Annotated in this window: 18 protein-coding genes; 12 read left to right on the top strand and 6 right to left on the bottom strand. The window is 38.9% G+C overall.

The genetic code is table 11. The annotated features are described in order from the left end of the window. Window positions 1–137 precede the first annotated feature (137 nt). The 10 genes from IM507_RS18340 (at window position 138) to IM507_RS18295 (ending at window position 7,909) form a co-directional block, all read left to right on the top strand. Window positions 138–341: a hypothetical protein gene (locus IM507_RS18340; RefSeq protein ID WP_148045308.1), complete on the top strand. Its 204-nt coding sequence runs from the start codon at window positions 138–140 to the stop codon at window positions 339–341. A gap of 175 nt (window positions 342–516) precedes the next feature. Beyond that, window positions 517–1,704, top strand: coding sequence for an AAA family ATPase (locus IM507_RS18335; RefSeq protein ID WP_287637486.1), 1,188 nt, complete (start codon window positions 517–519; stop codon window positions 1,702–1,704). A gap of 24 nt (window positions 1,705–1,728) precedes the next feature. Further along, a complete protein-coding gene (locus IM507_RS18330; RefSeq protein ID WP_080601585.1) occupies window positions 1,729–2,235 on the top strand; it encodes a DUF4276 family protein in 507 nt (168 codons plus the stop codon). Between the two features lie 680 nt (window positions 2,236–2,915). Then, window positions 2,916–3,395: a 2-C-methyl-D-erythritol 2,4-cyclodiphosphate synthase gene (gene ispF, locus IM507_RS18325; protein ID WP_002732071.1), complete on the top strand. Its 480-nt coding sequence runs from the start codon at window positions 2,916–2,918 to the stop codon at window positions 3,393–3,395. Between the two features lie 41 nt (window positions 3,396–3,436). Then, on the top strand, window positions 3,437–3,664 hold the full coding sequence (gene vapB / locus IM507_RS18320; protein ID WP_002732589.1) for a type II toxin-antitoxin system VapB family antitoxin: 228 nt from the start codon (window positions 3,437–3,439) through the stop codon (window positions 3,662–3,664). Continuing rightward, window positions 3,664–4,050: a type II toxin-antitoxin system VapC family toxin gene (locus IM507_RS18315; protein WP_002793526.1), complete on the top strand. Its 387-nt coding sequence runs from the start codon at window positions 3,664–3,666 to the stop codon at window positions 4,048–4,050. The genes vapB and IM507_RS18315 overlap by 1 nt, the downstream gene beginning before the upstream one ends. A 92-nt stretch (window positions 4,051–4,142) precedes the next feature. After that, the gene (gene argS, locus IM507_RS18310) at window positions 4,143–5,900 is read left to right on the top strand and encodes an arginine--tRNA ligase (protein ID WP_287637484.1); all 1,758 of its coding nucleotides are present in this window, start codon (window positions 4,143–4,145) and stop codon (window positions 5,898–5,900) included. A gap of 570 nt (window positions 5,901–6,470) precedes the next feature. After that, window positions 6,471–6,863 carry a Mo-dependent nitrogenase C-terminal domain-containing protein gene (locus tag IM507_RS18305; protein ID WP_002750927.1) on the top strand — a complete coding sequence of 131 codons (393 nt, stop codon included), beginning with the start codon at window positions 6,471–6,473 and terminating at the stop codon, window positions 6,861–6,863. 30 nt (window positions 6,864–6,893) lie between these two features. Next, window positions 6,894–7,652, top strand: a complete 759-nt coding sequence (locus IM507_RS18300) for a hypothetical protein (protein WP_002743467.1) — start codon at window positions 6,894–6,896, stop codon at window positions 7,650–7,652. 5 nt (window positions 7,653–7,657) lie between these two features. After that, window positions 7,658–7,909 carry a hypothetical protein gene (locus tag IM507_RS18295; protein WP_002750923.1) on the top strand — a complete coding sequence of 84 codons (252 nt, stop codon included), beginning with the start codon at window positions 7,658–7,660 and terminating at the stop codon, window positions 7,907–7,909. Between the two features lie 42 nt (window positions 7,910–7,951). On the opposite strand, the gene IM507_RS18290 is transcribed toward IM507_RS18295, so the two are convergent. The 6 genes from IM507_RS18290 to IM507_RS18265 all read right to left on the bottom strand — a co-directional run bounded on the left by IM507_RS18290 (window position 7,952) and on the right by IM507_RS18265 (window position 11,399). Continuing rightward, on the bottom strand, window positions 7,952–8,359 hold the full coding sequence (locus IM507_RS18290; RefSeq protein WP_123230101.1) for a hypothetical protein: 408 nt from the start codon (window positions 8,357–8,359) through the stop codon (window positions 7,952–7,954). Next, window positions 8,359–10,305, bottom strand: a complete 1,947-nt coding sequence (locus IM507_RS18285) for an AAA family ATPase (RefSeq protein WP_069473930.1) — start codon at window positions 10,303–10,305, stop codon at window positions 8,359–8,361. The genes IM507_RS18290 and IM507_RS18285 overlap by 1 nt, the downstream gene beginning before the upstream one ends. A gap of 9 nt (window positions 10,306–10,314) precedes the next feature. Continuing rightward, window positions 10,315–10,482, bottom strand: coding sequence for a hypothetical protein (locus IM507_RS18280; protein ID WP_002733637.1), 168 nt, complete (start codon window positions 10,480–10,482; stop codon window positions 10,315–10,317). A gap of 80 nt (window positions 10,483–10,562) precedes the next feature. After that, the gene (locus tag IM507_RS18275; protein ID WP_256094001.1) at window positions 10,563–10,916 is read right to left on the bottom strand and encodes a restriction endonuclease; all 354 of its coding nucleotides are present in this window, start codon (window positions 10,914–10,916) and stop codon (window positions 10,563–10,565) included. Further along, on the bottom strand, window positions 10,874–11,071 hold the full coding sequence (locus IM507_RS18270) for a hypothetical protein (protein ID WP_176721617.1): 198 nt from the start codon (window positions 11,069–11,071) through the stop codon (window positions 10,874–10,876). Before IM507_RS18270 ends, IM507_RS18275 begins: the two co-directional genes overlap by 43 nt. Before the next feature lies 1 nt (window position 11,072). Beyond that, window positions 11,073–11,399, bottom strand: a complete 327-nt coding sequence (locus IM507_RS18265) for a hypothetical protein (protein ID WP_069473931.1) — start codon at window positions 11,397–11,399, stop codon at window positions 11,073–11,075. Between the two features lie 268 nt (window positions 11,400–11,667). On the opposite strand from IM507_RS18265, the gene IM507_RS18260 reads away from it, so the two are divergent. Then, a complete protein-coding gene (locus tag IM507_RS18260; RefSeq protein ID WP_123230102.1) occupies window positions 11,668–12,369 on the top strand; it encodes a 16S rRNA (uracil(1498)-N(3))-methyltransferase in 702 nt (233 codons plus the stop codon). Between the two features lie 385 nt (window positions 12,370–12,754). After that, the gene (locus tag IM507_RS18255; RefSeq protein ID WP_287637483.1) at window positions 12,755–13,384 is read left to right on the top strand and encodes a DUF6391 domain-containing protein; all 630 of its coding nucleotides are present in this window, start codon (window positions 12,755–12,757) and stop codon (window positions 13,382–13,384) included. Window positions 13,385–13,462: the final 78 nt, after the last annotated feature.

Raw genomic sequence — 13,462 nt, 5'->3', positions numbered from 1 at the left:
GACTAAAATTATCAGTCCGATTACTCCATAGGACAGCAACGACCCCAAAGAATTGAGGATTTGTATGGGAAAATGAATCAAAACTTGGTAAGTAAAATCCGTAACTGCCAGCAAGGCAGTGAAAAATATAGTCACAAGTGTTATCATATTTAATATCTTCTCATTCTGATAGAATAAATGGCTATCCTTTGCGGCAATCGGCAGTGGATAGTCAGAATTTAGGAGATTATCCCCAAGAAAAAACTCGGAGTGCGGTAGAATCGGGAGAGCGTTGGGTTTCATGCTTCAACCGTTCGGCAAAAGCTCACGGCCGAAGCCCAACCTACGTTCTTGTTAAATAAGATTTAGTATAACTTGATCGCTGTTAAAATTGCGGTAGAATCAGGAGAGCTAATTTGCTATAACCAGTCCAGAAGAGCGAGATTACTAAAAATTGACCAGTTTTTTGCGGGAACTGGGAAAATTAACAGCTAATCTGGGACAAGACGAGCTAAAAGCAGCAGAGAGCAACAATCAATGTCTAAAAACTCTATACCTCGAATCGAAAATCTGCGCGTACAAAATTACCGAGCTTTACAGGACTTAGAATTAAAAAGCATTGCTCCTTTAACCGTTTTTCTCGGTCCTAATGGGAGCGGAAAATCTACCATATTTGATGTCTTTGCTTTCCTCTCTGAATGTTTTACTGTTGGTTTAAAAAAAGCTTGGGACAGACGGGGAAGATTTAAAGAATTAAGAACCAGAGGACAAGAAGGTTACATCATTATCGAATTAAAATATCGAGAAAAATTGGCATCACCTTTAATTACCTATCATTTGGCTATTAATGAAGCTAACAATCGCCCTTATGTTGCCGAAGAATGGTTACAGTGGAGACAAGGAGCGAAGGGCAAACCTTATCGCTTTTTAGACTTTAAAGAAGGGGGAGGAATAGTGGTTAGTGGAGAAAATCCCAAACCAAAAGATAAACGAATCTCTGAACGATTAGACTCCCCAGAATTTTTAGCTGTTAGTACCCTCGGACAATTGGCCAAACATCCCCGGGTTAGTGCTTTGCGTCGTTTTATCACAAGTTGGTATCTTTCCTACTTAACCGCAGATAATACTCGCACTCAACCAGAAGCAGGAGCGCAAGAAAGATTATCGCCAACTGGTGACAATTTACCTAATGTTATTCAATATTTAAAAGAAGATCATCCTCAACGATTAGAATCTATTTTACAAACCCTTTCTCGTCGAATTCCTAGATTAGAAAAAGTAGAAGCATCTATTATGCCGAATGGACAGCTTTTACTTCAAATTAAAGACGCACCTTTTCAAGAGCCAATTCTTGCCAAATTTGCCTCCGATGGCACTTTAAAAATGTTGGCTTATTTAACTATATTATACGATCCAAGCCCTCCGCAATTACTGGGAATAGAAGAACCAGAAAATCATCTTCATCCCCGTTTATTACCTGAATTAGCAGAAGAATGTCGGGCAGCGACCGCAAGTACACAATTAATGGTAACAACTCATTCTCCCTTTTTTGTAGATGGTTTGAAACCAGAGGAGGTTTGGGTACTTTATCGAGATGAAAATGGTTTTACTCAAGCTAAACGTACTTCAGCAATGCAAGGAGTTAAGGAATTTATTCAAAATGGTGCTTTGTTGGGTCAATTATGGATGGAGGACTATTTTGATGTGGGTAATCCTAGCATTTAAGTTTAATAGCAAAGGAGGGAAAAAGTGCATCTTGAATTTTTAGTTGAAGAATTTTCTACCCAAGAATGTTTAAATCAAATTTTACCTAAAATATTATTTGAGAATGTCACCTATAAAATTCATGCCTTTCGAGGTAAATCCGATTTAATCAAAAAACTACCGGAGCGATTAAAAGGCTATCAATGCTGGATACCCGATGATTATCGAATCATTATTCTTGTAGATAGAGACAATGAAGATTGTCAAATGCTCAAAGAAAAGTTAGAAAATATTGCCCAACAAACAGGACTGATCACCAAAACGATTAGTGAAGATAAAAAAACATTTCAGGTGTTAAATAGAATTGCTATAGAAGAACTAGAAGCTTGGTTTTTTGGTGATATTCAGGCTATAGTCTCAGCCTATCCCAAAGTTTCTACTAATGTGGGACAGCAAGCAAAATACAGAAAACCCGATGAAATTCCGGGCGGAACTTGGGAAAACTTAGAAAAGATACTTCAAAAAGCTGGGTATCATCGAGGAGGTTTATAAAAAGTGAAAGCAGCCCGAGAAATTTCTCAATTTATGACTCCTGCTCATAATTGTTCTCCTAGTTTTCAGATTTTTTATCAAGGTTTATTGGCGATGATTAGCTAAGTATATTTAGGAAAGTAAATGATGAAACTGCTAGATCACTGTCAAGGATAAATCGATTTTTAACTGTTGAATAAATTGTTGCATAATTGTTCAAAATTCGGTGTTTAACTATAGCGTTTCCGAAGCTAGTGAGGTACACCTATTTTTCTTCCCTTTTGCATGAGTGCCTAAAACCCATAACTTTTGTACCTCAGCAGACTGAAAAACGCTATAAATCTTATTTAAAAAGAACGTAGGTTGGTTTGAAGCATGAAACCCAACCCTCTCCCGATTCTACCGCAATTTTAACAGCGATCGAGTTATACTAAATCTTATTTAACAAGTATAGAGTGGGAAGTGGGAAGTGGGAAGTGGGAAGTGGCAAGTGGCAAGTGGGTTTTTAAAGTTGGATTGGCAGTTAATGATACTATCAAAAATAGATTTAGTATAAGCTTTCATTGTATTGGGAAAAACTTCAGCAGAATAGTTCATCCTTCCTAGCTAATTAACTAATAAGGACAAGTGAGGGAAATCTTTTCCCTCACTTGTTCCCTTTTGCGATAAGATAATTAATATAACTTCAAAGGGACTGCTCTATGAATATTCGTATTGGTAACGGCTACGATATCCACCGATTAGTAACAGGAAGACCTTTAATTTTAGGAGGAGTAGAGATTGCCCATACTGTCGGTTTATTGGGTCACAGTGATGCCGATGTCTTAACCCATGCTATTATGGATGCCATGCTGGGAGCGCTTAGTTTAGGCGATATCGGTCATTATTTTCCCCCCACAGACCCACAATGGCAAGGGGCGAATAGTTTAAAATTATTAGAACAAGTTAATCAATTAATTATCGATAAAGGTTGGCAGATTAATAATATTGATTCGGTAATTGTTGCCGAAAAACCGAAAATGAAACCCCACCTCAGCGCGATGCGAGCCAAGTTAGCAGAAACTCTCAAGATTAATCCAGAACAGGTGGGAATTAAAGCCACTACTAACGAACAATTAGGACCAGTAGGACGAGAAGAAGGTATCGCGGTTTATGCCGTGGTTTTATTGGTTAAGGAATAAGTAATTAGTAAGAATTAGCTCAGATTAAGTATCCCAAACCTATGAATATAGACACAAAAATCTTAGAAACTGTCGAAGCAATGCCAGAGTTATTAAAAATAGAGCTGCTGCACTATGCTGAATATTTGATGGCCAATTATCAATCAGATGTTATTATAGAGAAACCTTCTCTTAGAAAACGTCGTTCAGGAATTTTACAAGGTACATTTACCTTACCTTTGTCCGATGATTTTGATGAGTCTTTGGAAGATTTTCAGGAATATATGTGATGACATCTTTTCTTCTGGACACCCATACTTTCATCTGGTTAACTGAAAACGATCCTAACTTACCTAATAATCTTCGGGAGGAAATTGATTTTGCTCCTGAAGTTTATGTCAGTATTGTTAGTCTCTGGGAAATCGCGATTAAGTTAAATTTAGGTAAGTTAGCCCTACAAAAAAGTTATGAAACCATTGAAACTAAACTAGAAGCATCAGATATAACCTTACTGTCTATATCATTTTCTGATACTCTAAAAATTTGTACTTTACCCTTGTATCACCGTGATCCATTTGATAGAATGCTAATTGCTCAGTCTCTAAACAGATCGCTAATTCTAATTAGTAAAGATACTAAATTTGATGCTTATAATGTACCAAGAAAATGGACATAATACCCCGTCCGGCTCAATTCTATTCAAGATGAGAGCAAGATAAATTTCCTAATTCCCCATAGACTTCTAACATTCATTGCTAAATTCTCTCTATGACTGCCATTATCCAACAAATAAAAGAGCGTTTTTCCCAATCCCTAGTTAAATCCTTTGGGGAAAACTTTGCCGCTACCGATCCTCTAATTGTCGCCGCTAGTAACCCCCGTTTTGGCGATTATCAATGTAATATTTCCCTCTCTTTAGCCAAAGAATTAAAACAAAAACCGCGGGAAGTGGCGACAACTTTACTAAAAAATCTAGAGATAGATGATCTCTGTCAACCCCCCGAAATTGCCGGACCTGGTTTTATCAATCTTACCCTTAAACCCAGTTATCTAGAAACCCAATTAAAAGACCTAATTACTGACAACCGTTTAGGAGTTGCCACTGCTAACCCCAGTCAAAAAATTATTGTCGATTTTTCCAGTCCCAATATTGCTAAAGAAATGCACGTCGGTCACTTGCGATCAACTATAATTGGTGATTGTATTGCTCGGATTTTGGAATTTCGTCATCATCAAGTAATTCGTCTTAATCACGTCGGGGATTGGGGTACTCAATTCGGGATGTTAATCACCTATCTACAAGAAGCTTATCCTAGCGCTTTAACCCAAGCAGATGCTCTTGATTTAGGGGATTTAGTTAGCTTTTATAAAAAGGCTAAAATTCGTTTTGATGAAGACGAAAACTTTAAAGAAACTGCCCGTCAAGCCGTAGTAAAATTACAGTCAGGTGATCCTCAAAGTCGTCAAGCATGGCAGTTACTTTGTCAACAATCACGACGGGAATTTCAGAAAATCTATGATATTCTCGATATAAAACTGACGGAAAGGGGGGAATCTTTTTATAATCCCTACCTTGAGACAGTAATCAGAGAATTAGATCAACAGGGATTGCTAATAGAAGACAATGGCGCTTTATGCGTCTTTCTCGATGGTTTTACCAACAAAGAGGGGGATCCTCTGCCCCTAATTGTCAAGAAATCCGACGGCGGTTATAATTACGCTACCACCGATTTAGCGGCAATTTGTTATCGATTGCGTGAAGATAAGGCCGAAAGAATAATTTATGTTACTGATGCTGGACAAGCTAACCATTTTGCCCAAGTATTTCAGGTGGCTAAAAAAGCGGGATTTTTACCCGATAATGTGGCAGTGGTTCACGTCGCTTTTGGATTAGTTTTAGGGGAAGATGGTAAAAAATTAAAAACTCGTTCCGGAGAGACGGTAAAATTACAAGAATTACTCGATCAAGCGATCGCCTATTCCCTAGCTGACTTAGAAAAAAGACTGGCAAGCGAGGAAAGAGAAGAAACCGGCGATTTTATCGCTAAGACTGCCGAAACTGTCGGTTTAAGTGCCGTTAAATACGCCGATCTCAGCCAAAATCGCAATAGTAACTACGTTTTTAGTTACGACAAAATGCTCAATCTGCAAGGCAACACCGCCCCCTATATGCTGTACGCTTACGCTAGGGTCCAGAGTATCAGTCGCGAAGGTGGTATTAATTTTCAGGATTTAAGTGCCAATTCACCGCTAATTCTCAAGGATGAAAGCGAATTAATTCTGGCTAAACAATTACTGCAACTGCCGGAAGTAATTAGTGCAGTGGAAGAGGATTTATTACCCAATCGTTTATGTGATTATCTTTATGAACTCAGTAAAAAGTATAATCGTTTCTACGAAAATTGTCCCGTTCTGAAAGCAGCAGAACCGATTAAAACCTCTCGTTTAGTTTTGTGTGATTTAACGGCAAGAACCCTAAAATTAGGCTTATCTCTCCTGGGAATTCCCGTTTTGGAAAGAATGTAAATCAGTTATCAGTTATCAGTTATCAGTTATCAGTTGACAGCAAAAAACGACCCAATTCATAATTGATAATTCATAATTGATAATTGATAATTCATAATTGATAATTCATAATTCCCACACCCCACAGCCTACACCCTACACCCTACACCCTACACCCTACACCCCACACCCCACCCCTTGCATTGCGTATCTTTGACAAAAGCGGGTGATATTTTATACCCAGAAAAAGTGTACTATGCTGACGTGAAAAAACCTGACTTTTTGCTAACCTAGATATAGCTCTAATCAGAGCCAATATCTTTGGGGGAAGCTTAGAGATTAATCTAGTTAAACTGACTCATGACGTTATCTTATTGTCGTCTGTTGCCTATTAGCTTTCAGGTGATAACTCGGAGATCGGGAATTAGTACAAAAGTTCAGATTTCCTCTCCGCAGCCCCAGCGTTCCTGTGTAGTCTTAACGAGTAATTTTATCCCAGAGATGTTATCGTTAAAGCGGTCAAATGTCCGAACGTCCTAGAGGATTTTCGGGAAAGAGCATTTGCCCTGTCGTAATCTCAGATAGAACCTTATGAGTCAATCAATTGAAGATAAAGCTATGGCCGATGCTGATGTATCAGATTATACCACAAATAAAATAATTGTCTCTAATTGGATCGCCCCTTGGTCGAAAGGCAATCGGAAAAATCCGTCACCGCAACCAAAATGGGATTTATGGCAACCCCTGCGGCAACGAATTGATCGCCTAGAAATCAATACACCTGAACTAGCTCACAGGATTTGTCGTCTAATTCCGGCTCAATGTCCCTTTGCGCGGAAAATTAACCTATTTAGCTGGACAATTCTAGAGATTCCCCCCCTTTGCAAGCTAAATCCCCTCTACGAAAACCTGATGATGTTAAGATTTCGCGCTCTTTCTTACCTGGCCGATGAATGTGGAGAGGATATCGGTGCTTACTGCTAAAATGGGAGAGTGTCTTTAATCGCCACACCTATGGCCATCATCGCTCTGAAAGCTTGGTATCTGGACAAATACGAACCTATCCGCGAGGTTGTCAAACGTCCCCACGACTTGCGCTTAAGTCGCAATAGTCTCTTAAAATCGGGTTTAAGAGCCGATTTTCTCGATGATAGTCTGACAATACAGGGTTCTGTCTGGTTCCAACGCTATTTAGAAGGGGAAAGGGTGGAATTTTACCTCGAAGGTAGTGGCGGTTACGTCATCTCGAATATTGACCTGATTTCCCAAGAAATTTACTTTACTAAACAGGACCTCAGCACTTGGCTGGATCCCATCATTTATTTTAGCTCCCAAAGCCAATTTAAGGACTCTAGCACCGCTTTAAAAACAGTTTTGACCGAAACCGTCGAAAATCTCAATAAACGCTCCCGTTTGCCCTTAACTATGGAAGAAACGCCTCGAACTGAGGGCAATGTCACCCGGTTGAGTGATAGTCAATTACGCAAAATTCGCAAAAGTTTATTATTTATTGCCGATGCTACGGCGATTAGCCAAAAGGAAACGGAATTACTGCCCAGTCCCCTAGTGGGTGTAGAATTGGGTTATGCGATCGCTTGTAAACAGGGCGGACAAATTCTGCTAACCTATCAAAATCGGGCGGAATTAAAGGGTAAACTAGCTTTTGACCTGCCAAGCTACCAAAAATTAATTTTCTCAGATCTTAGCGAATTGCGTCTCACTTTTCCGCCTTTAATGGCAACTTTATTACAAAAATTCAATCTGATTAGTTAAAAAAAATGAGTAGAAAAGCTGACGAGTACGCTGTACATTTGTTCTTGAGCAGTGGACATCGCGAGGAAGTCCGTTTTTTGACTATCCAAGAATTTCAAAAGTGGTACAGTAACGAATTAGTTCCGAAAGCCGATTCCAGGGATTTTATCAATGTTCCGATCAGAAATATTCAAGGGGAATATATGGTTTTACGTCCAGCTAGTATCGTTGCTATTCGCGTGGAACCCGTCTTTTTTGGCAGTGTGGAAAGAATCTAATTTGTCGTTATCCCTAAAAAAGATAGTTAGATAGGGAGAATTTTAGAGATTATTGATAATTCTCTCAATGTCAGCTTGGATTTGATTGCTGACTTTGCCTTGCCAGCGTTCTTTTAATTCCCTTAATCCCACTTCTGCGTATTGACAGATCTTATCTAAAATTTCTTTGCCATCGCTGGGTTGAGGATAGGAATTCTTTTTACAGATAATATAAATTCCGGCAGTTAAAGCTAAAATAACTTCTGGCTCGATTTGGCTAATATTAATTAAATCTTGTCGATTACTCAAAGTGGTTCCGTAGATACTTAAGTCTTGTTTAATGGCAAAAGCAGCGGCGAATAAATAAGCATCTACCATGCGCTCAAAGGTTTTATTATCTTTTAGTACCTGTAGATAATTTCTGGAAGTTTCCGAGGCATAAATCTTCAAACTGGGATCGATTCTCTGCATTAGTAATTCTCCATCACTTCAATCACGGAAGCATCTTCATCGGCAGCCAAACGGTGTATTTTGAACATATCAGTAGTATAGGGGAGCAGCAGATTTAAAAGTGGATCGGGAAGATCGCGATCCGTGGCTAAAATAATCACTTGGGAGTTTAAATTAGGGAGAGAGTTAATAATATTTTTTTGATGTTCTTTGTCTAAATGGCCAAAAGGTGTATCCATAATTAGGGGAACACAATTATCGGTTATTTGATTTAAACCAGTGATAAAAGCAAAAGCTAAAGCTTCCTTTTCTCCCGCACTTAAGACATCGGGATTTAATAATTTTCCCGTGATGGTACGGATTCCTAAAGTATATTCGGGAGTGATTTCTACTCCTTTATATTCCTCTGGTTTGTTGGTTACTTGTAAATAGCGATCGCTGGTTACTTGATTAATCATTTTTTGGGAATTATCGATATGCCATTCGATTAATTCGTTAGTGGCATTTTTTAAACCTCTGGCCATTTTAACCTGATTAGATAACATCAGTGTGGTTTGATTTTCACTAGCTAAAATTTCCACTTCTTTGCGTAAATGTTCTAATTGCTTTTCTTTGATTTCAATGTCCTTTTGCAAGCGTTCGATCTTTTCTTCAATCTCCTTAACTTTTTGTTCCGATTCGTCAACTTTTCGCCAAATATCCCTAACCGAGTCTTGATTTATTCCCGTGGTTTCCTGTTTTAGCTGTTTAATATATTGATTGATTTCTTCGATTTCTTCTTCTAAAAGATCTCTTTGTAAAAGCAATTGACTATAATTGCTAAGTTTGGCATTATCTCGGATAATTCCCTGTAAATCAATTCTAATTTGATCTTTTTCTATTCTGGTGGTGTTGTCCACTTCTAAGGACTCTAGTTCGGCAATTTGTTGAAGTATAAAGTCACGAGAATTTTTGTCTAAACAACGACCACATAGACAGCTTTCATCGTCAAGTATTGCTTTAAAAATTGCTGTAGAATTAGTTTTATAGTTGCTTTTTAAGCTAGTAACTTGCAAATCATCGGCCATTTCCTGCACAAAGTTAATCAGCAAAGGTATCGAAGCTGTTTTTAACCAAGAATCAATAGACTTTTGCAGGTTATTTAACTCAGTTTGTAAACCGATACGCTTTTTATCTAAGTTATTAATTTCCTCTAATTTTTCTCGTAAATTTTCAATCTGAGCAGCTTTTTCTTGAGCGACTTGGTAGATAACTATAGCATTTTTTTCCTCATCTTTAGCATTTTTAAGCTGACCTTTTTTAAGTTCAATGTCTCCTTCTAATTCTCGCAATTGTTTTCTCTTATCTTTTAAAGCTTGACTGGTTCCCTCTGCTTTATTGAAACGGTTTTCTAATTCTTGTAAGGCTTTTTCTGTATCATCGCGCAGATTTCTTAATTCCGGGATACCCAAAACTTTTTCAATTGCTTCTTTTGCTTCTTTAGTTTGAGTTATCTGGGTATATTGTTCAATTTTTAAGCCATCAAAACAGAAAAAATCTCGAATAGATTTAGGAAGCAATGCTTCGATATATTCCCTAGAGTTACTTCTTATGGTTCCATCTTCATAAAATAATGCTTCCTCTAAGCTGAGAGAAGAAGTGCTACCATTAACTTTTAATTTCGCTGTGCGACTGATAAAGTAATTTTTCTCGTTTCTAGTAAAATTTAATTCTACCCGCATTTCTTTTTCTTCTGCTGATGAAGAATCCTCCTCACCTCGATAAAAATAGGTTTTCAGAGTCTCTTTAGATACAATATCTACCCCATAGAGACACCATAAAATCGCCGTCATCAGAGAAGTTTTACCGTGGCCATTATTACCGAAGATAATATGAATTTTTCTGTCGGGATGCAGGTTAAAAGTAATATTTTGACTAGGGTAACATTTCCAATTAGTTAAGCGAATTTGTTTCAGTCTCAAAGTCATAGAGTTTATTTATTGTGAGGAGTCGGTATATTTTTCGATAAGTTTGACAATTTTAGGTGATAGCTGCCGATTTTTTAGAGTAATTTTTTCTACTTCTAAAGCCATGGCTTCCTTTAGCAGTTGGGGAGGTATCTCATATTTTTGGGCTATTTCTTTAATTTTAGCAGTTATGTCCATGAATTTTTTGTGGGTTGGGGAGTGGGTATTGTCAAGTCTTAATTCCTATTGGCTAATAGATACCTTGATGAGGAGAAATTTTATAACAGATCTGAGTAGGTAAGACCATAGTAACTTAATTCTTGGACTAATCTGTTAATAACTGTAGCTTGATTGCTGGCTGCCCGGGCAAAATCAATAACTCTTTTGATCTCCGATGCAATTAATTTTACCTCACTATCGCTCCAAGGGTTAAGACATCGATTCAAGTTGCTTTTTTCTTGGCCACCAGCTGCCGGGATAATTTTGCTGCGACGTTGAATAAATTGACGAGGAGAAGCATCAGCATCGAGGATAATTCCTGGACTGACTTGTGTTATATCAACTCTCTCATCAAGACATTTTACTGTCACTAATGCGTCAGTATTTCCCGAAGACAACTGTGATAATAACACAACTCGATCGCTGTCTGAGGAACTAGAGCGAGCGATTCTTTTTCCCTGACGCACCAATCGGGTACCAATCTAAACAAGGTAGATAAATTTTTTTCAATGAGATTATGGCGATCGCTACGGTATTCTTCTAATAAGTCTAATTGTTGTAGTGACAATTTAAATTCCTCCTCGATCTCGTTTTAAGTCATAAATCACTTTTTCATAACACCAGCTTTTACTGCGTTGGGGATTTCTCAATCTAATATTTAAAAGCAATCGAGTCGCTAAAGCTTTATCTCCATTCACGAGGGTTAAAAGTTCTCTTTCTAAGTAGAAAAGTTGCTGCTGACTGATTGGCAAATTTTGACGATTATTTTTAGAAGTAGCTCTTTTCGGTTTAGTGGGGGATAAAGATACGGTATCGACTAACCACCAGATAGCTACAGCTAACCCCAACAACAGCACCCCCATAAAAGAGTATAAAACGATGCCTAGTAAATTCATTAATCAATTCCCGTGTTTGTTAATGATCAAGATTTTAGGCTAATCTACCGGCTCTTCTCGACTTTGTGTGATAATTTTTGCTTATGGAATCGTGAAATGCTTATCGGGTAACACTTTTAGGACTATTTTGTCGAAGAAACTATCAGTATAGACCTCGTTTCCACACAGAAACCAGAAGAGCCATCTACCCCATACAAAAACACCATAAAAGCTAAAATAGATAGCTGACAGTGATTCTGAACACAATAGCAATATATACTAAACCGCCTTGTATTATCGTCTTCTTCTCGATTTTAATACCCTAGAAAACGGGTTAATTGCCTTAACACCCGAACAAAGTCATTATCTTAAAAAAGTTGTTCGTTTAAAATCCCATGACCGTTTTATTGCCCTAAATGGACAAGGACAAGCGTGGTTAGCGGAAATAATTGATAATTCTGCCCATCTTTTAGAAGCGATAAACGAAACTAGCGAACTACCAGTACAAGTGAATTTAATGGTAGCAATTACCAAAAATGGCTTTGATGATATTGTTCGCGCTGCCACCGAATTAGGAGTTTATCGGATTATCCCGCTGCTGACAGAACGCGGTTTAGTTAATCCTAGTCCTCAAAAAATTGACCGTTGGCGAAAAATTGCCCGGGAAGCTGTAGAACAATCAGAAAGACAGATTATTCCCATAATCGAAGAACCACAGCCATTTTTAGCCATCCTTAAGCGGGGAGCTAACCCACAGACAACTTGTTATATTGGTGTTACGCGTAGAACAGTGGCCCCGCTACTTTCTCAATTACAAACATCAACCGAGATAACCATGGCCATCGGACCGGAAGGGGGATGGACGGAGGCAGAAATAGAACAAGCAATCGCCGCTAATTTTCTACCTGTATCACTGGGAAAACGCATTTTGAGAACAATTACCGCTCCCTTAGTGGCTCTCGCTATCATTAACGCCTATTTAGACAGCTAATTGACTACAGTTTTTATGACCAAGACTAGCAATCGAGATAACTGAAATCCTTTCGCTTCTTAACTAGGGTTTGCGGCAAAAAGTTTTTTGTGGGGGCAGGGTGTGGGGTGTAGGGTGTAGGGTGTAGGGTTTTACCGGTTTTCAGGTGGTCAATTACCCAATTTTCAGGGAAAAAGTCCAGGGATTTTCCCCCTGCTCACTCCCATGCCCGGCACTTTTGGATTTCAAAAAAGTCTAGAAGTCTTATCCAACAAGGTTTTTAGATTTATTCAGCAAACCTTACCTAAAGCAAAAACTAGCAGCAGTTCCCCAGTGGTCAGATTTTCCCCTTTTTGTCGAATAGCACCCTCATCTTCCCCGAAAAAACTCCCCCTAGCGCAACTTTATGACCCCTAGTAGCCCTTCTAACCCCTCTTTTGACTGGTTTAACCCCTCGCCCCAGCAAGACAGCGATTTACTGGCACAAATCGGCTTTATCCCCGGTGTCAAAGAATTTCTCACCCTGCGACAGGTTCACGCCTTGGAACACGCCACCGTCTGGGTATTAAGCGAAATGGCTGCCCGTCGTCAATCGCCTTTTGACCATTCCCCCGCAGATAACGAGGCCCTGGGGGGACTGTCCACCGATAGGGGTTTTTATCTCTACGGACAGATTAATACAAATGAACTGCAAATTGCGGCCAAACAGGCGCTCCGTCGTCTCAAAAATGGCGAGGGGCAATTGGCATTACATCCGCGTTGTGGCACCAATTTATCGGTAACTTTAGCCTTAACCGCCGGCTTAGTCTTAGGAACTCATCTTATCTTCCCCAGAGGTCCGATTTCTCAGTTATTAGGCTTAGGTTTAGCCACTGCCACCGCTTTTCAAATCGGGCCAGATGTGGGAATGTCGGCCCAAAAATACCTGACTACGGCTATTCCCTTTAACTTAACAATCGTTAACATTGCACCAAAGGCAGACCTATGGGGACGTTCGGGGCATTTCGTGGCAGTGGAGTGGCAAGATTTGCAATAAAACTTAAAGTAAAAACCCTTTCGGCAAACTCGCTCTGATTGTAACCTGTTAACTAAACCCTTAAAAAAAACAACAGCT

This window comes from Microcystis sp. M20BS1, from assembly GCF_020245305.1.
Taxonomy (GTDB): Bacteria; Cyanobacteriota; Cyanobacteriia; order Cyanobacteriales; family Microcystaceae; genus Microcystis; species Microcystis ichthyoblabe_A.
Note: the sequence above shows the minus strand (reverse complement) of the source record. Positions and strands in the feature narration are given on the sequence as shown.